Genomic DNA, 15,761 nt, shown 5'->3' with positions numbered 1-15,761 from the left:
GCAAAAACGCGGCTGTCCTCATCCGCCGATGAGGAACAGCCGCTTATTGTTCTTTCTCGTCCATTTTACAATATTGCTTGTACAAATCTTTCAGCGCCGCACAGAGAGCGGAATGCGCTTTGCCTAAATACCCCGCGTCAAGCTCAGCTAACAGCCCGTCAATGCCATCACGCAGCGAATGACCGCGAAGCAGACGAGCAACATAGTCACGGCCGTGTTCAGTCGCGAGCGTGCACGACGCTTCCACGATCACCCCGTACTTTTTATCAATTTCCGCGGTAATCGTCAACGTATCGTAAAGGCTTTTCGCCGCCATTCCAGCCGGCAGTCGTGCATGACCAGCAATAAACTGCGTTTTCATCCGCTTTCCCTCTTTCCTTCGCGCCTAATGTTTACTACATCATCTACTACTTTATTTCGTTGCCCGCTACTGTTTTCCCTGCCTTTGTGTGCCGACTGACAGAAGACCGTTTATTTTCCTTGTTGCTTATCGACAATGTGAAACTGCTTTAACATATGGTCAAACCGGGCGCCATGACCTTCGCTTGCTTCAAGAAAATACCGTTGTTCGATAATGAACGCGCCGCCTTTGCCGTTCGGAACGACATAATATCTAACGACTTCGTCATTCCACTGATACCCAGCTTCTCCCTGAATCACATAGCCAGCCACTGGTTCGTTTACCTTGCCATTTTGAATAATGATCGGATATTTTCCCTTCACTTCCTGTTCTAGCTCAGCGGCAACTGTTTCTGGGGATTGGTCTGTCACTTGACGAATTTCCATATATACCGGTGGAATGTTGGCGTTCCCTTGATGAAGCGGCACAATCCGATCATATCCATCCCCTTTTTCCAGCCGGTACATGCTTTCATCAATGTAAATGACATAACCGGCTTTCCCTTCTTTTAATGTCACTTCTTTTTGTTCTTTTTGTCCTTCAATTTCTTCTGTGACCACTTTTTTCGGGACAAACCATTGCTTCACTTGGTCGATCGCTGCTTGGCCAGGAGGAGTGAATAAAAACGCCAGCATGACTGCTGCGGCCGCCGAAGCCATCGTCCATATCCACTTGCCTCCTCGGCGACGTTTCCGTTGCTGCTTTACCATCCGAGAGCGAATATGCATCCAGACCTCTTCTTTCTGCTCAGCTGCCTTATCAGTTCCGTACAACAACGCCTCTTGAATCATTTCATCCCATTTCCGTTCATCCATTTGTCGCACCCCTTTCTCCCTCCATTTCCATCCATTTCATTAGTTGGTTTCGTGCTTTAAACAGACGTGATTTTACTGTATTGACGTTTAAATCGAGAATATCAGCAATTTCCTCAGTGGTAAATCCTTGCAAATATTTCAACACGACAGGAATGCGCTGCTTTTCCTTCAATCGCCCGATCGCCTTATATAACTCTTCATACTGTGCAAACGTGTAACGGTCTTCATACGTCAGCAGATCGGCAGCCCCCATCTCCTCGCTCAAGATCGTCACGGCTCGCTGCTTTTTCATTAACCGCCGGCATTCATTGATTAAAATGCGATAAAACCATGGTCGAAACGGCTTCGCAGGGTCAAAGCGCCCGATATGGTCATACACGCGGATAAACGTTTCTTGTACAGCATCCGCCGCGTTCGCACTGCTGCCAGTCACCGCTGCCGCTACGCGCAGAGCATATTCTCCATAAAGCTCATACAATTCAGCGAACGCCGCTTCATCGCCGTGCTGGATTCGCTCAATTAGCTCCCTTTCCATCTCTCCACCTCCTGAAAGGAGTTTTCACTTTATATACCCGCGATAACAGCAAATCGTTTTTATTTTTAATAAAAAAATCGCTTGCTACGTAAACCGAGCAAGCGGCAATTATTTTCCTATTCCCATTTCACGTGACCACACTGATAAGGAATGGGTGTCCCCCCATTTCATCCATGCCCCGCTATTTGGATCAATGGAGGACAGACGGAGCCAACCATTCTCGACTTTGCGCCGAAATTCGCTGTTTTCATTGAGCAATCGCTCGATATAATAGGACGGCGCTTCAATAATGACGAGCAGCCGGAGCGGGAAATGGAACAGCTCGCGGTCGGAGGACACGACTGACTGCCACGGCAAGCCGGCCAGCAGATCGCTTCCATTCCCTTGCATGACACCGATGCCGCCTGTGACCGTCTGGGTCGTTTTATCGCCACTTCCATAATAGTGTGGAGCGACTGTTGACGCATAGTATTGCAAATTAATCCACTGCCCGACAGTCGCCGGTCCGGCAATAATGCGGGCTAACGCTTCACCGGTCGGGTCGTCGCGCCAATCGTAGCTATGCAAAAACACTCTTCCATCCAAATGAACACCCTTCGTTAATGCCCGACGTCCGATGAAAAAAGCAGTATTTCCTGCCAATCCCCATTCCGGACGGATTTCGCTCCAGTCAACCGCGCGGCGCTGTGCTTCTGCTACCGGATCGCGCGGCTTGCCGCCAACATGCGGCAACTTCATCATCCGTTCAGCATTTGCCTGGCGGCTCACATCGTGAAGTGCTTGCTTGAGCCGATCAAACGACTGTTGGGCTGCTTCCGATAACGGCGGCACCTCCAACCAGCGCAATTCATCAACCGTCGTGATATGTTCAGCAGCGACAAACACGGTCTCATCCGGAATGACGATTCCCTCTTTTGCTAGCTCAGCTCGCACACTAGGTAAATTCGCCAGTGCGGCAAACACTCGAGCATTAAACGCTCCTGCAACACCGCCGCACGCCCCGCAGTCAAGCGCCGAGGCGTACGGATTGTTTGTCGTTTCGCTTCCATGACCGCAAACGACAACAAGCGGGGCAAACGAGGACGTTAGACCGATGGTGACAAGCAGCTGCTTCACATATTCGACTTGCTCTTCATTTGTCAAACCGATCGGCAGGCCGGTCGTTTCATCCCCTTCATGGTAGTGAAGCGACAACGTCGTCTTTGGTTTTTGTTCCACCGACTTTTTAGTATAGCGAATGACCTGCCCAGCCCAAGCCGGAGCCGCACTCCGGGCGAGCGTATGTAAGCCAAGCCATGGCCCGCTCATTTCCGGAAGCAATAATCCAGCCAACACATGCTGCTTCATTTTTTTAAACGTCTTGCTGACAAAGCGAAACATATCACGCCGGAAGCGATATGGCTCCACTTCTTCAGGGGGCGCCACTTCGCGAATTTCATGCCGGGGATCGACAATTGCCGGACATGACGGATGGACGTCTTCGCTGTCAAGCACGCGTGTTTGAATCGGCAAGCCGAAAAATCCCGCACATCCGTATGTTTCAAACGGCCCAGCTGCTTCCAAATGACGGCGAAACGGCTCGGAACGAACGTCAATACAAAACAATAACTGAGCCGCGACCTGCTCCGGTTCGCTCATCCGATGACGTGTGGACACCGCCTCTTTTAGCTTTGCTTCATCTGTATCTTCCCACGCCTCAAGCCAAAGGTGATGGCGGTCAATCCGCCAAAAGCGATCCGCAAAAGCCAGGCGGGCTTGTTGTTCGTTCGTCCGCAAGCGCCGCCAGTCTTCCGGCGTCATTCCGGTCCAATAAAACCAGGCTGCCAACAGTGGAAGAACATCGCGGCGCTCTCCATTTTCTTCCCCGTGTAACGGCAAATGCGGGGCCGTAAGTACCCACTCGAGCGAGAGCCGGACAGCTAAATAATCGATCAATCCGCCCACCTCATCGCCTGCTCGATGCGATCTCCATACTGCCATACCGGCCCATCCGGGCAATGCCAACAAATGAGCTTCCAAATACGCAACCACGTCTTCGTCCCGTATCCCTAGCTTTTCGAGCGCGTAGTTCAGTGCTTCATGTTTATCATGCGGCCAACCGGAAAAACGTTTCCGCTCATCTTTTGAAAGCGACGGGTCCGTGACTACAAGCTGGCGCCATGCCTGATAAAAACCTTGTTCACGTTGAGGAAGCGTCCATGTTCCTCCACTTTCATCGTAAAATAACTTGCACCACTTGATCATTTGTTGATCGAGCCGTTTAGCAATTTGATCCAACCGCTTGCTAATCGGCTGGACAGCCATCGGACGCAGTTGCGTTCCTTCCGCTAACTGAGCCATCTCTGGGAGACTGAACGCTTCTTCCGGCACGGTGTCGTTCCAAAGGAGGGAGCGGCAAAGCCGTTCCGCTTCGTGACGTGGCACCGGGAGTGACTGTTTGTCAAGCCAGCTCTGCAGCCGCCGCTCAATGAACACAGGATCAATCTCCCCTTTTTCCAATGCTGTATAGAACACGGTCATCGGCGGATACAAGTCAATCCCATAAACTTGTTGCCATCGGTCGGCTGCATCGGCAAACAGCTCCCCTTCTAATCCCATCCATGGATGGCGGGCGATAAATGACGAAATTGGCCAAAGCGGAGCAATCGCCTTTGCCGCTTCCTTGACAAGGTCAGCAAGCGGGCGGCCTTGCGTGTCATCTTCATTCAACATTACAACCGTTCGCTCAAGCGACATTGCACTTTTACTCACGGGCCATTCCCTCCTTCATATAGGTTGTCAAATAATGTGGATGCGTCTCCATCGCCGCTGGACGCGGTTCTCCAAAGTGCACAAACCGCATATACAGACGAACGGCAAGCATCGACGTGCGCCGGTTTGCAATCCATACGGCAGCGAGCGCTGCGGCGGCGAATAACATGCCTACCATCCATTCAAATGAAGCAGACGGAACAAACGAGAACACCCTCTCTTCATTGAAGAGCACCATAAACTGATGACGCACCGTTTCCGAGACAAATGCCAAAGTGGCGACCACAGCGAAGCCAAACCAGCGGCCTTCGCGAAAGTCAGCGAGCCGTCCCCAAGCAACTGATGCCGAAGCGCCAAACAGAAGCGCACTTAACAATCGAGCTGGTTCACCGGAAGCAAAAAGCCAAAAAGCCGTCCCAAGCAGTGCTCCAACGATCATGCCGCTTCGCCATGAACCGCCCGCCTTTCGATATCCCGCCCGGCCCACTTGTGGAACGACAGAACCGGACTGCAGAAAAAGCGTCGCTTTAAACAACCCGTGCAGCATTAAATGCGCCACCGCTCCTCCGTAAGAACCAAGGGCACATTGCACAAACATGACGCCCATTTGCGCCATCGTTGACGCGACAAGCTGGCGCTTATAATCAACATGCACAAGACTAATCCCTGTCCCGATCAAAATCGAGAAAAAGGCGATGAGAAACAGCGCCGCATGCGCCCCTGTCCCGCTAAAGAGGGGAGAAAAGCACCAAAGCAATAACCCACCGGCATTCACGATCCCGGCATGCATGATCGCCGATACCGGTGTCGGTGTCACTGCCGATTCCATCAGCCAGCGGTGAAATGGCCATTGCCCAGCCGGAATGATAGCCGCCAAAATAAGCAACCCGTTCATCACCGCTTTCTCCCAAGCGTCTAGACGAGCAAGGGGTTCCACCGACAACGCAGAAGCAAGCTGCCATTCGCCAGTCGCTGTTCCGAGCCAAACGGCTACGACGGTAACAGCAAGCCAACTGATGCCAAATACCAATGCCATCTGCCGGGCGACAAACCGAGCTGGCCCCCACTCTTTTTTCAACGCGGTTAATGCCACAAGACCGATCAATGGCATCCCCCAGCATATGGCCATCAACCGCAAATCACCGCCCGCCCATGTGAGTGAGGCGGCAAATGCCGTCCAAGTCAACAATGAAAAATAAAACCGGTAAGCACGGTCACCATATAAATAACGGAGGGCAAACCGTTGAATGACCCAGCTAAGGAGCGAGATATAGATACCGACCAACCAGCTGACTGTATCGAACCGCCACATCCCGACTTCCACGGTTCCAGCGCTGATCCATCCAGCCAGCGCTGCCGCTCCCGGCAAAAGCAATAACCAGACGTGTATACGCACATACTGCTCCGGCATGCGTGGAAATAGCCATATAATCGCACTGGCAAAAACGATCCCCACCGCTACTAACCAGCCCCATACGAACCATTCCATCCCCATTCACATCTCCTCCCCGTTCTCTTCCTGTTGTTCGGGAGAAAAAGAAAAAACCGGCTATGTCAATCAAGCAAAGGAGGCCAAAAAAGGCCTTTCCATTGCCCATAGATTGCCCATAGCCGGTTTACCTTCAGCCAATCACTCATTGATTGTTTGAAGATCTCCCGTCGTCGGTTGTGCAACAGACGCCGGTCAGTTTTCCTTCAACGAACCTAAGCAGATGTAGGTTTTTTGAAGGACTCCTGACCATAACGTCCTCTTTATTCATTTGAACGCTCCCCCACCTACGTTTACACTTAAACGTAGGTGATTCTTAGCCCCCCAACTGCATGCGTTCCACAGTTGGTGAAGGATACCAATTCACCCCCACTTACGCTCACGCGTAGAGGTTTCTCAGTTAAGGATGATAAAAATTATTTTAATTATAAAACAATTTTGTTAACCTGTCATCTAAAACATTTATTTGACCAGTTGTTTTTCCAAATTGTTGAACAGTTTAAAGACGATAATTCGCTCACCTGTCTGGGTGCTTAAATCGGTATGAAAGCTTTTCACCTGTTCACCGGTAATTTCGAAAATCATCTCTTTTAAGTCATTGACTCCGGATTCAACCAAACTCGTCCGCGATCGCTTCACTGCCAGCATTCCTTCCTTTGACTCACAAAGGGCGTATTCGGCAGGCGTCAAAATACCATGCAAGGAAACGATAATCATATCGCGCAAAATGTCGGTTTTGACAGACAACGAACCGCGGCCGAGAAAATCCTTCTCCCACTTTGTTAAGGCTTTGCTGATTTCAGATTCGATCCAGCCTTTGGATTTGTTCATGCCCCGATCCCTCTCTCACCAACCGGCGACTTCGTTGCCGCCCTCCACCGCGTTGAACTGATAAACATAATTATAACGATAATCGACAGATAGCGCTAGAGCAAAATCATAGGAACGCCGTCAGAAAGACGGATTCAAGCACATTTTGTCAGCTATTTTTTGGTTGCATCACTATCAGCATGAGGATTATCTTGTTTTTTATGAAGTCGAAACGAAATGATCGAAGGGCTGTCTTGTTTGTGCCCACAAGCTGTTACCATTCTCGAAACTGTTGCTTCTGTTTTGATTGATAAGACAAACAAGTCCCTAGTTCTCTATTTCGTTTGGCTGACAGGAGAAAACGAGCCCCCTTTCTCCTGCCAGCCTGCTATTATTGGCTGCACCGAAGCGTCCGAAGCCGATTGAGTGCCGCCGCCAATTCGAAACGACGCGGGCGAGCGAGTTCACCAGGATGACCGTTTCGGAAAGAAACAGAGCCAAGCCCATGCCGGTCCCACTGTTCCTCGATGGCATCAAGCAATTGACGAACTGTCTTCTTTCCATCCAGCCATCCTTTCCGCTCGATATGGAACAACGCGGCAGCTATCGCCCTTGTTTGGCTGTCGTCAACGAGCTGTTCAAGCGCATAAAGAAGCACATCTGTCTGCCCGTATTGAATCACATGCCGCCCTCTCGCTGTGACCTTTGCTTTTTTTCCTTTTTGGCTGTTTAAACTTTCCGGGCGCGGGATACGCTCACGAATGTGGCCGAACGACTCCCCGCCTTCCGCCTTCCTCCCCGATGGCATGTTTGCGGCGATCCGTTTCGCTTCAACGGTCACATCAGACGGAACATATTGTTCCATTTTAATCACAACATCAGCAATCTCGAAATAGTCTCCTAAACCACCGACGACAAGCACCGTCGAAATGCCATAGTCATGAAACAGTTGGCGAGCTTTGTCGATATAAGGAGTGATCGGTTCGGCCTCTTTCGCAATGAGTGCCTGCATGCGTGCATCGCGCATGAACAAATTGGTGGCGCTTGTATCTTCATCAATCAAAAACGCCGATGCCCCAGCTTCGATCATTTCGATCATGCTCGCGGCTTGCGAGGTGCTGCCACTCGCGTTTTCCGTCGAAAAACGCGTCGTTTCCTTTCCATATGGCAGCATGCCGATAAATGGGGAAATATCAACATGCGCAACGCTGCGTCCATCCTCGGCGCGAATTTTCACTGCCCTGCTGTCCGTGATGACAAACTCCCGTCCATCACCGGAGATATGGTCATACACACCATGCTCTAACGCCTGAAGCAGTGTTGATTTTCCATGGTAACCGCCGCCGACAATGAGTGTAATTCCTTTCGGGATGCCCATGCCTTTCACAGGCTCAGTGCGGTGAGGCACAGGGATCGCCACCTCGAGCTCCGGCGGGCTTTGAAACGGTACCGCCCCTTGCCGCAGCGGCTTATCGCTCACTCCGCTTTCACGAGGCAATATGGAGCCGTTAGCGATAAACGCCACCAATCCGTGCTCATGCAAATAACGCCGAATAGTGTGCTGCTGATCGGCCAACTCGACTGCGGGTCGAATGTCACCTTCGCGCAGGCCATACACCGCCCGCTCGATCACGGCCGGAATCTGTTCGAAAAAAATACTCTCCGCTTCTTTCGCTAAAATGCGCCGCCCATTGGCCGGCAAGCCAACCGATAAACAAACAGTAATCGTCTCATCACCAATTAGCACCGCCGTACGCTCCAGCACTTTTTGCCCTGGAGCGTCGATCAACACAAGCCCGCTTTTTCCTGACCCACGCGCCCGCGATGGCCATTGCCGTAATTCGTAGTGAACACGGCGCGCAACCACATCTTCGCAGCGGATGCGGCGCGGCGTCGTATTGGTCCATTCTGCCGCTAACACTGTCTTTGCCCGCGGCACGATCACTCGAATTTTCGATGGTTCAGCGAACGGGTCTCCTTGCACATGGTCAATGGCAAGGGTAAACGCCGGAAAAGAATAGGTCCCTTCAATCGCTTTGTACGCTTTATATCCCTTTTGGTCAATGGCTCTCAGTTGCTTTCTGAGCGTTTCCATGTCATCCACTCCTTTCATTCGTTTTTCTCGTTATGTATATTGAAACTGCTCACTTCGTGCGGTCCAAAAACGAGTCCGTTTCCGGTACAGGCGGACTCCAAAAATATTCTTGCCCGCTGTTGCCCCCATTTCTTTTAACTGTTGAATTTGCTCTTTATTTTCAATTCCTTCCGCAAGGGTGTCAATGCCTAATTGGCGAGCCATCTTGATGTCTGCAGCAATAATCGCTTGGTCATCCGCTGAATGTGGCAAGTTTTTAATAAATAAAATAGACAGCCAATAGATGTCCCTTCGCTTTCGTCTCCTCGACCATTTGTGGAAACTGTTCTTTTAACAACCGTCGATTGGGAAGGCCCGTTAAATCATCGTGTTTCGCCATATATTCAATTTGTTATAAACGGGTAATATCTGTACGAATGGAAACATATTTTATATGACTTTCCTTGTTCATCTAAAAAAGAACAATCGTCGACTGAACCCAATAATAACTTCCATCTTCCTCCTTATTCTTCATCTCTCCCCTCCGTATTTTCCCTTTCTCAATTTTCCTCCATATATTCCCAAAAAACTCAGGGCTATGGTGCCCTGAATTCAACTAAACGATGGGGATTGCTGCTCAATTCTTCCCGACTATATTGGGAGATGCAGCAAAACGCCTCATTCACATAAGTAATTTTTCCTGTTTTGTCAGTAATCACGACAATCGTCGATTCATCCAGCGCTCGTTGAATAAAGTACAATTCGTTCAGCGTGTGCTATAGACGGGAATGCAAATCTTTTCTGTTTTCTTCAGAAACAAACGACACTGCATCCCCCATCTTACTACGACTCTCTTTGTGCCTCCATTTTAATGATAACAAACAGCGATTGCAATTAGATTATCTATGTACTTTTTGTGCGCGCTGGCCATCATCCACTCCTCCCCACAAAAAATGCAGCCTGCTTCCCGATAGGAAACAGGCTGCGCCCGGCTTACTTCTTCATTCCCGTATAAATCAAAATCGCTTCTTTAAGAAATTCAGCCGCTCCCGGATGCACTTGGTCATAGTGCGCTTTGAACCGTTCATCCTCAACATACATGTGCGCCAACCCGGCATGAGCTTCTTTGGAATAATGATCCCACCAGAAGCAAAGCCATTGACGGTGCAAATCAGCCGCCCGTTGCGCCTTCTCTCCGGCCGGGTCACCATCTTGCATCGCTTCTTTCAACACCTCTAGCACTTCCTTGCCGAGCCGTTCCGCCTCATCAAACTGTTCCTTTGTCATATTCCGCAGTCTATTGTTGGAACGATCGACCTGTTCGTCGCCATACTTCTGGCGAATTTCTTCTCCATATTTCCGCTCGTTTTCTTCAATCAACCGCTCCTTGAACGCGGCAAACTTTTCTTTGTCACTCATCGTGATTCCTCCTTCTTTGGCAATAATCGTTTTTTCAACGCTCGCAATCAATGCATCAAGATGGCGTCTTTTTTCCAATAGCTGTTGGCGATGCTGCCGCAACGCTTCAAGTTCGTCAAATTCCGGGGAATGAACGATTTGTTTGATCGTTTCCAAATCCACGCCAAGTTCACGGTAAAAGAGAATTTGCTGCAAAAGATCGACTTCACGCGGTCCGTATAGCCGATACCCGGCATCGCTCAACCGTGCCGGCTTGAGCAAACCAATCTCATCGTAATACCGAAGCGTCCGGCTTGTCACTCCTGCCAATTTGGCCAGTTCATGCACGGTGTATTCGATGTTCCTCACCTCCCTATTCATGACGATACACCTTGACGTAACGTAAAAGTAAAGAGGAAAAAAGAAAAAAGGGCTCCTAACATTCGTCCCTTTTTCTGGATATAGGAAAGTTCCTTTTCTTGTTTTCGTATTGTTTCGTTTCACCTTTATGATTGAATTAAAGCATCACCGGACTGACAGTAAAAAAGAGCTGCTAAGTCCCTTTTATTACGTCCCGCAAAACGTCCGATACGGCTGGTCAGATGGCGGCGGCAGTTCGGCGTATTCCGCTTGTTCCGGCGAGTAAGCGTACGGATCGGCCAACGCTTTAAGGAGTCGAGCCATGACCTGATAGTCTCCACAATTGACTGCAGCAGCCAACGCCTCTTCAACCCGATGATTGCGCGGAATGACCGCTGGATTGTGACGGCGCATCCGTTCATACGCTTCTTCTCGCGAGACTGATTCCTTGCTAAGCCTCGTTTGCCACCGCTCGTGCCACTCACGAAACTCAGAAGTGTCAAACAGCTCCATTCCAGTGTACTCACCTAATGTCAATGCTCGGAATGTGTTCGTATAGTCTGCACGGTATTCTTCCATCAACCGCAACAACTCGGTGATCAACTCTGCATCGTGTTCCTGTTCCTCGGCAAGTCCCAATTTTGCTCTCATCCCGCCAAGCCAATAGTACTCATACCATTTTGAATATTGGCCAAGCGCTTCTTCAGCCAACTCCACCGCTTTTTCCTTCTTATCATCCAACAGCGGCAACAAGCTCTCCGCAAAACGAGCCAAGTTCCAGCCTCCGATATACGGCTGATGACCGTACGCGTACCGTCCTTCCGTATCGATTGAGCTAAACACTGTCTTCAAGTCATACGTGTCCATAAACGCGCACGGCCCGTAATCGATTGTTTCCCCGCTGATCGTCATATTGTCGGTGTTCATCACCCCATGGACAAAGCCAACAAGCTGCCATTTTGCGATCAATTCCGCTTGGCGCTTGATGACTTGTTCAAGTAAAAACAAATAGCGGTTCGCAACCGCCTCAAACTCAGGGAAATGCCGCTCAAGCGCATAATCAGCTAACGCGCACAGCTCTTCTCTCGTCCCCCACTGCGCTGCATATTGAAATGTGCCGACACGCAAATGGCTCGACGCAACGCGGGTTAAAATCGCCCCAGGCAGTTCAGTTTCGCGTATAATGGTCTCTCCTGTTGTCACGACCGCCAAGCTTCGGGTCGTCGGAATGCCGAGGGCATGCATTGCCTCGCTCACGATATACTCCCTCAGCATCGGCCCGAGCGCCGCACGCCCATCTCCGCCACGAGAGTACGGCGTCCGCCCAGATCCTTTTAGTTGAATGTCGACCCGCTTGCCGCTTGGAGTGATGTGCTCGCCAAGCAACACTGCCCGTCCGTCCCCAAGCATGGTGAAATAACCGAACTGATGACCAGCATACGCCTGCGCTAACGGCCTAGCCCCGTCCGGAATCCGATTTCCCGCTAACACTTCCACCCCTTCTTCGCTTCGTAAAGCTTCCTCATTCAGCCCAAGCTCGGCTGTGAGCGAACGGTTGAGCACCACCAATTTCGGCGCACGCACTGGCGTAGGGAGAACGTTGCTAAACAAGCGTTCTGGCAGCCTTGCATAACTATTATCGAACTTCCACCTTGCTTCCAACATGGTCACCTTCTTTTTCTACCCAATGCTCTTTATTGTATGAGTTTATTGTACGGCAAAGTTGGTGGCATTATAAACCGCTTCATGAGGAAACGTAAGGATGAACAAACAACTGAATGAATCGATCATCTTGAAGAAAAACTCGCAGACATCCCATCCTCTGTCGAAGTGTTCACAAACGGAAGTGCTTCACCGTGACCGAAATCTTCGCAAATTGGTCAAACAAACGAGATTTCTCTCAGCAGATCAACCGTTCTGATCCACCGCAAACAACAAAACCGCTCCCGTTTCATCTTCTTGTTCGTCTTGATGAAGTGGAGCGGTTTTCGTATGAACATGGCGATATTCTTACACATGTCAACTAAATGATGCACGCATCATTTCACCAACCCATGACGAAAAGCATAAATGACCGCTTGCGTCCGATCTTGGACACCAAGTTTGGCGAGAATGTTGCTCACATGCACCTTCACCGTTTTGAGTGAAATGAACAATTCATCGGCCATTTCTTGGTTCGTTTTTCCTTGCGCCATTAATAAAAGTACTTCCATCTCTCGGCTCGTAAGCTGTTCGTGTGGCAGCCGCTCTCGTTGTCTTCGCCGGTTTTGCATGACTTTTCCCGCTACTTCCGGCTCGAGCACCGATTGTCCATGGAACGTGGCCCGAATGGTGTCGGCAATTTCACTTGCTTTCGATGTTTTCAACAAATAGCTCGTCGCCCCTGCTTCGAGCGCTGCGAACACCTTTTCATCATCCAAAAAACTCGTCACAACAATAATTTTCGCCTCCGGCCATGCACTCATGATTTCCTGCGTTGCCGCAATGCCGTCTATCGGTTCCATCACAAGGTCCATCAAAATGACATCAGGGCGCAATGTGAGAGCAAGCTCAACTCCCTTTTGCCCGTCCTCCGCCTCGCCGATCACCTCCATGTCCGGTTGAGCGGATAAATACGCGGATACGCCAAGCCGCACCATTTCATGATCATCGACAAGCAACACCTTTATCACGGTCATCCCCCCTTATACACAAGCGGCACCTTCACTTCCAGTCGTGTTCCTTGGCCTTTTAAGCTGACTACTTTCAATGTTCCACCGATTTCCGCCGCCCGTTCATACATATGCTGCAACCCGTACGAACCGCTTTTCGAACGTTCCACATCAAAGCCAACACCATCGTCTGTGACGCGCAAAATGGCAAACCCGTCCCGTTCAATCAGCAACACTTCAACCGTTTTCGCTTTTGCATGGCGCAATGTGTTGGAAAGCGACTCTTGCAAAATGCGGAACAGATGATCTTCCACCCCTTTATCCAAGGGAACATCTTCGATTTTCCATTTCATCTCGAGCGGCACTTTGCCCGTCAATTCTGTCAGCAGTTCTTCCATCCCTTCTTGCAGTGACTTTCCTTTTAGCTGAACCGGCCGCAAATGCAAAAGCAGCGCCCGCATTTCCAATTGGGACTGGTGAATCATTTGCTCAACCATTTTCAATTGTTTGCGTTGCCGTTCATCATCGGGTGGCATTGTTTCTGTAATCGCTGACATCATCATGGAAGCGGCAAACAATTGTTGGCTGACGGAGTCATGCAGCTCCCGCGCCAACCGCGTGCGTTCTTCGGAAAGAATGCGTTCAACGAGCCGTTCTTCCTGTTCGACCTTTTCTGCCGCTAATTTTTGAACACGTTTCGTTTGCTCGAGCCATTGCGTTTGCAGCTTCTCGATTTGCCGCCAAAGGTCCTGAAGTTCCGGTGACGGCTCTTCCCGCCAAAGTTCCCCCATTTCACCGTGTTCAATTTGCTCGAGCGCCTGCATAACAACTTGCCGCTGCTTACGCCAAACGAAATCTAACACAAGTCCGCTCGCGATCCCGATCAATAAGCTGACAACCGACACAAACAGCAAAAACGGTACGCCCATCACCGTTTTGTCCCACAACTCCGCCCACGTCTCCGGCGGAAACACGTAAACAAAGGAAAGGGATAACAAAATGAAAAGAATCAGCGCTGACAAAACAGAAACCATCAACGGTCGGCTCATAACCGCTTCACCTCAAGGTGACCAATCATCAGTGAGGTGACAATTTTCAGTTTTCTCTCGGCCGCTTGATATGAAGGGGTTTGATAAATGAGCGTTTGGTTAAGCAAATGCCTTGCTTCTTGCCCAAACACTGTTCCCCCACCAAAGATAGCTGAATGGACGACCTTTGTCTCTACTTCATACGGGACAAGCACGCGCACATGACCGATCAAGCCGCGCACAACAATGACTGCTTCTCCCTTTGGCAAGACGGTGTTACTGACATCGATCACCGTATCGCCAATGCCGGTTTGAATATTCACATCATCCCATTCATACACATGTTCGGGAGTCGTTTGCCGTCCAAACAGCACATTATGAAACAGCGGCTTTCGGTCGATGACTTCCCCTTGACTGTCCTTCGCTTCAATGATGACTGGCCGAATGACAGTCGGTTGCTGCTTGGATTGAAAGAATTTCCACAGAACATAAAATAAGCCAGCAACAATGACCAACCGGGCCGTCACCATCGTAAACACATGAAACACAAGGCTAATGCCACCGATCCAAAAAAGCACTTTCCCCCGTTTGCGTGGCCATGACTGTTTTCCGATATAAAGCAAAGCGATCGCTAATCCGATGGAAAACAGCAACCCAGGATGGAAAAATGCAATTTCGACAACAAAAAGCAAAAAGATGAGCAAGACAGCCCAGCTGACATAATCGGTTTTCTTCTGCTGATCAAGCATGTGGGGAGCCCCCTGTTGTCCAAAATGAAAAAGGCGTAACTATGTACGCCTTTAGCATATCCGGTTATTTCCCTTCTTGCAACTGCTTTTCTAACTGAGCGATGCGCGCATCGATCGTGTTCCGATAATAATCGGACTGGACTTGCCGTTCAAGGCGATCAAGATAAACTTCAGCATCCGCAAACGCTGCCTGAGCAGGACCGGTGTCCCCATTGATCACCCGATGAATCCGGTAATGTGCCCGCGCCGCATTTTCGCGCCCCATCAACTCCATACGCCGCATCTGCATATCCTTCAGCTTATGCTTCATGTCCTCATATTTCGCTTCCAACTCAAACAGCTCGTGGCTTGCTTGTTCGAGCAGTTGCTTTAAGCGGGCCGCCCGTTCGGTATATTGCGCCTGCTCACGCCGCGCAAACTCGGCCAATCCCTCTTCTCCAGCTCGTTCGGCTACCTCCGCCTGCTTGGCCCGCTTTTCCGCCATCTGTTCTGCCTCGTGATGTTCGCGGGCAAACTTCTCTTTCAACACATATTGGCGCTCAAGCAACTGCCGTACCCGCTCAACTTCCTGCTCACATTGGCGCAAATAATGATTGAGCAACGCAATTGGATTTTTCTTTTCTTTTTCATCGAGCCATTCATGAAGATCAGCCTCAATGATCGTTTTCAAACGTGAGAACAATCCCATCATTGATCCACTC

Annotated in this window: 16 protein-coding genes; 1 reads left to right on the top strand and 15 read right to left on the bottom strand. The window is 50.1% G+C overall.

All coding sequences use genetic code 11. The annotated features are described in order from the left end of the window. Positions 1 to 43 precede the first annotated feature (43 nt). The 6 genes from NSQ22_RS02835 to NSQ22_RS02810 form a co-directional block, all read right to left on the bottom strand. On the bottom strand, positions 44 to 361 hold the full coding sequence (locus tag NSQ22_RS02835; protein WP_008881574.1) for a DUF3870 domain-containing protein: 318 nt from the start codon (positions 359 to 361) through the stop codon (positions 44 to 46). Between the two features lie 110 nt (positions 362 to 471). Then, positions 472 to 1,215 (bottom strand): hypothetical protein, encoded by a 744-nt coding sequence (locus NSQ22_RS02830; RefSeq protein ID WP_011886795.1) that lies wholly within the window; start codon positions 1,213 to 1,215, stop codon positions 472 to 474. Further along, positions 1,208 to 1,750, bottom strand: a complete 543-nt coding sequence (locus NSQ22_RS02825; protein WP_008881576.1) for a sigma-70 family RNA polymerase sigma factor — start codon at positions 1,748 to 1,750, stop codon at positions 1,208 to 1,210. Before NSQ22_RS02825 ends, NSQ22_RS02830 begins: the two co-directional genes overlap by 8 nt. 108 nt (positions 1,751 to 1,858) lie before the next feature. Further along, positions 1,859 to 4,486: a DUF2309 domain-containing protein gene (locus NSQ22_RS02820; protein ID WP_087959869.1), complete on the bottom strand. Its 2,628-nt coding sequence runs from the start codon at positions 4,484 to 4,486 to the stop codon at positions 1,859 to 1,861. Positions 4,487 to 4,493: 7 nt separating this feature from the next. Then, a complete protein-coding gene (locus tag NSQ22_RS02815) occupies positions 4,494 to 5,996 on the bottom strand; it encodes an NADH dehydrogenase subunit 5 (RefSeq protein ID WP_008881578.1) in 1,503 nt (500 codons plus the stop codon). A 456-nt stretch (positions 5,997 to 6,452) separates the two neighbouring features. Next, complete coding sequence (locus NSQ22_RS02810) at positions 6,453 to 6,821, bottom strand: DUF2294 domain-containing protein (protein ID WP_011886792.1); 369 nt, start codon at positions 6,819 to 6,821, stop codon at positions 6,453 to 6,455. A gap of 216 nt (positions 6,822 to 7,037) precedes the next feature. Here NSQ22_RS02810 and NSQ22_RS02805 point away from each other — a divergent pair, with 216 nt between their 5' ends. Then, entirely contained in the window at positions 7,038 to 7,226 is a 189-nt protein-coding gene (locus NSQ22_RS02805) for a hypothetical protein (protein ID WP_339264145.1), read from the top strand. Here NSQ22_RS02805 and NSQ22_RS02800 read toward each other — a convergent pair. The 9 genes from NSQ22_RS02800 to NSQ22_RS02760 form a co-directional block, all read right to left on the bottom strand. Then, complete coding sequence (locus NSQ22_RS02800; RefSeq protein WP_029761741.1) at positions 7,192 to 8,895, bottom strand: ABC-ATPase domain-containing protein; 1,704 nt, start codon at positions 8,893 to 8,895, stop codon at positions 7,192 to 7,194. The genes NSQ22_RS02805 and NSQ22_RS02800 overlap by 35 nt on opposite strands. Before the next feature lie 30 nt (positions 8,896 to 8,925). After that, complete coding sequence (locus NSQ22_RS02795) at positions 8,926 to 9,147, bottom strand: EAL domain-containing protein (RefSeq protein WP_029761740.1); 222 nt, start codon at positions 9,145 to 9,147, stop codon at positions 8,926 to 8,928. A 4-nt stretch (positions 9,148 to 9,151) separates the two neighbouring features. Beyond that, positions 9,152 to 9,274, bottom strand: a complete 123-nt coding sequence (locus NSQ22_RS02790) for a diguanylate cyclase (protein WP_078172604.1) — start codon at positions 9,272 to 9,274, stop codon at positions 9,152 to 9,154. Positions 9,275 to 9,867: 593 nt separating this feature from the next. Further along, positions 9,868 to 10,653: a MerR family transcriptional regulator gene (locus tag NSQ22_RS02785; protein WP_008881581.1), complete on the bottom strand. Its 786-nt coding sequence runs from the start codon at positions 10,651 to 10,653 to the stop codon at positions 9,868 to 9,870. A gap of 186 nt (positions 10,654 to 10,839) precedes the next feature. Beyond that, a complete protein-coding gene (locus NSQ22_RS02780; RefSeq protein WP_011886789.1) occupies positions 10,840 to 12,297 on the bottom strand; it encodes a YdiU family protein in 1,458 nt (485 codons plus the stop codon). A gap of 374 nt (positions 12,298 to 12,671) precedes the next feature. Further along, complete coding sequence (locus NSQ22_RS02775; RefSeq protein ID WP_339264596.1) at positions 12,672 to 13,304, bottom strand: response regulator transcription factor; 633 nt, start codon at positions 13,302 to 13,304, stop codon at positions 12,672 to 12,674. A gap of 2 nt (positions 13,305 to 13,306) precedes the next feature. Next, on the bottom strand, positions 13,307 to 14,332 hold the full coding sequence (locus tag NSQ22_RS02770; RefSeq protein ID WP_008881585.1) for a sensor histidine kinase: 1,026 nt from the start codon (positions 14,330 to 14,332) through the stop codon (positions 13,307 to 13,309). Further along, a complete protein-coding gene (liaF, locus tag NSQ22_RS02765; RefSeq protein WP_008881586.1) occupies positions 14,329 to 15,060 on the bottom strand; it encodes a cell wall-active antibiotics response protein LiaF in 732 nt (243 codons plus the stop codon). Before liaF ends, NSQ22_RS02770 begins: the two co-directional genes overlap by 4 nt. A gap of 64 nt (positions 15,061 to 15,124) precedes the next feature. Beyond that, positions 15,125 to 15,748 (bottom strand): PspA/IM30 family protein, encoded by a 624-nt coding sequence (locus tag NSQ22_RS02760; RefSeq protein WP_171355534.1) that lies wholly within the window; start codon positions 15,746 to 15,748, stop codon positions 15,125 to 15,127. Positions 15,749 to 15,761 lie beyond the last annotated feature (13 nt).

Source organism: Geobacillus sp. FSL K6-3411 (genome assembly GCF_037965715.1).
GTDB lineage: Bacteria > Bacillota > Bacilli > Bacillales > Anoxybacillaceae > Geobacillus > Geobacillus thermodenitrificans.
Note: the sequence above shows the minus strand (reverse complement) of the source record. Positions and strands in the feature narration are given on the sequence as shown.

What these genes read in the sequence shown, in the direction of transcription:
- NSQ22_RS02835 (WP_008881574.1), bottom strand. Translation starts at nt 361, where the DNA reads ATGAAAACGCAGTTTATTGCTGGTCATGCACGACTGCCGGCTGGAATG.
- NSQ22_RS02830 (WP_011886795.1), bottom strand. Translation starts at nt 1,215, where the DNA reads ATGGATGAACGGAAATGGGATGAAATGATTCAAGAGGCGTTGTTGTAC.
- NSQ22_RS02825 (WP_008881576.1), bottom strand. Translation starts at nt 1,750, where the DNA reads ATGGAAAGGGAGCTAATTGAGCGAATCCAGCACGGCGATGAAGCGGCG.
- NSQ22_RS02820 (WP_087959869.1), bottom strand. Translation starts at nt 4,486, where the DNA reads ATGTCGCTTGAGCGAACGGTTGTAATGTTGAATGAAGATGACACGCAA.
- NSQ22_RS02815 (WP_008881578.1), bottom strand. Translation starts at nt 5,996, where the DNA reads ATGGGGATGGAATGGTTCGTATGGGGCTGGTTAGTAGCGGTGGGGATC.
- NSQ22_RS02810 (WP_011886792.1), bottom strand. Translation starts at nt 6,821, where the DNA reads ATGAACAAATCCAAAGGCTGGATCGAATCTGAAATCAGCAAAGCCTTA.
- NSQ22_RS02805 (WP_339264145.1), top strand. Translation starts at nt 7,038, where the DNA reads ATGATCGAAGGGCTGTCTTGTTTGTGCCCACAAGCTGTTACCATTCTC.
- NSQ22_RS02800 (WP_029761741.1), bottom strand. Translation starts at nt 8,895, where the DNA reads ATGGAAACGCTCAGAAAGCAACTGAGAGCCATTGACCAAAAGGGATAT.
- NSQ22_RS02790 (WP_078172604.1), bottom strand. Translation starts at nt 9,274, where the DNA reads ATGGCGAAACACGATGATTTAACGGGCCTTCCCAATCGACGGTTGTTA.
- NSQ22_RS02785 (WP_008881581.1), bottom strand. Translation starts at nt 10,653, where the DNA reads ATGAATAGGGAGGTGAGGAACATCGAATACACCGTGCATGAACTGGCC.
- NSQ22_RS02780 (WP_011886789.1), bottom strand. Translation starts at nt 12,297, where the DNA reads ATGTTGGAAGCAAGGTGGAAGTTCGATAATAGTTATGCAAGGCTGCCA.
- NSQ22_RS02770 (WP_008881585.1), bottom strand. Translation starts at nt 14,332, where the DNA reads ATGAGCCGACCGTTGATGGTTTCTGTTTTGTCAGCGCTGATTCTTTTC.
- liaF (WP_008881586.1), bottom strand. Translation starts at nt 15,060, where the DNA reads ATGCTTGATCAGCAGAAGAAAACCGATTATGTCAGCTGGGCTGTCTTG.
- NSQ22_RS02760 (WP_171355534.1), bottom strand. Translation starts at nt 15,748, where the DNA reads ATGGGATTGTTCTCACGTTTGAAAACGATCATTGAGGCTGATCTTCAT.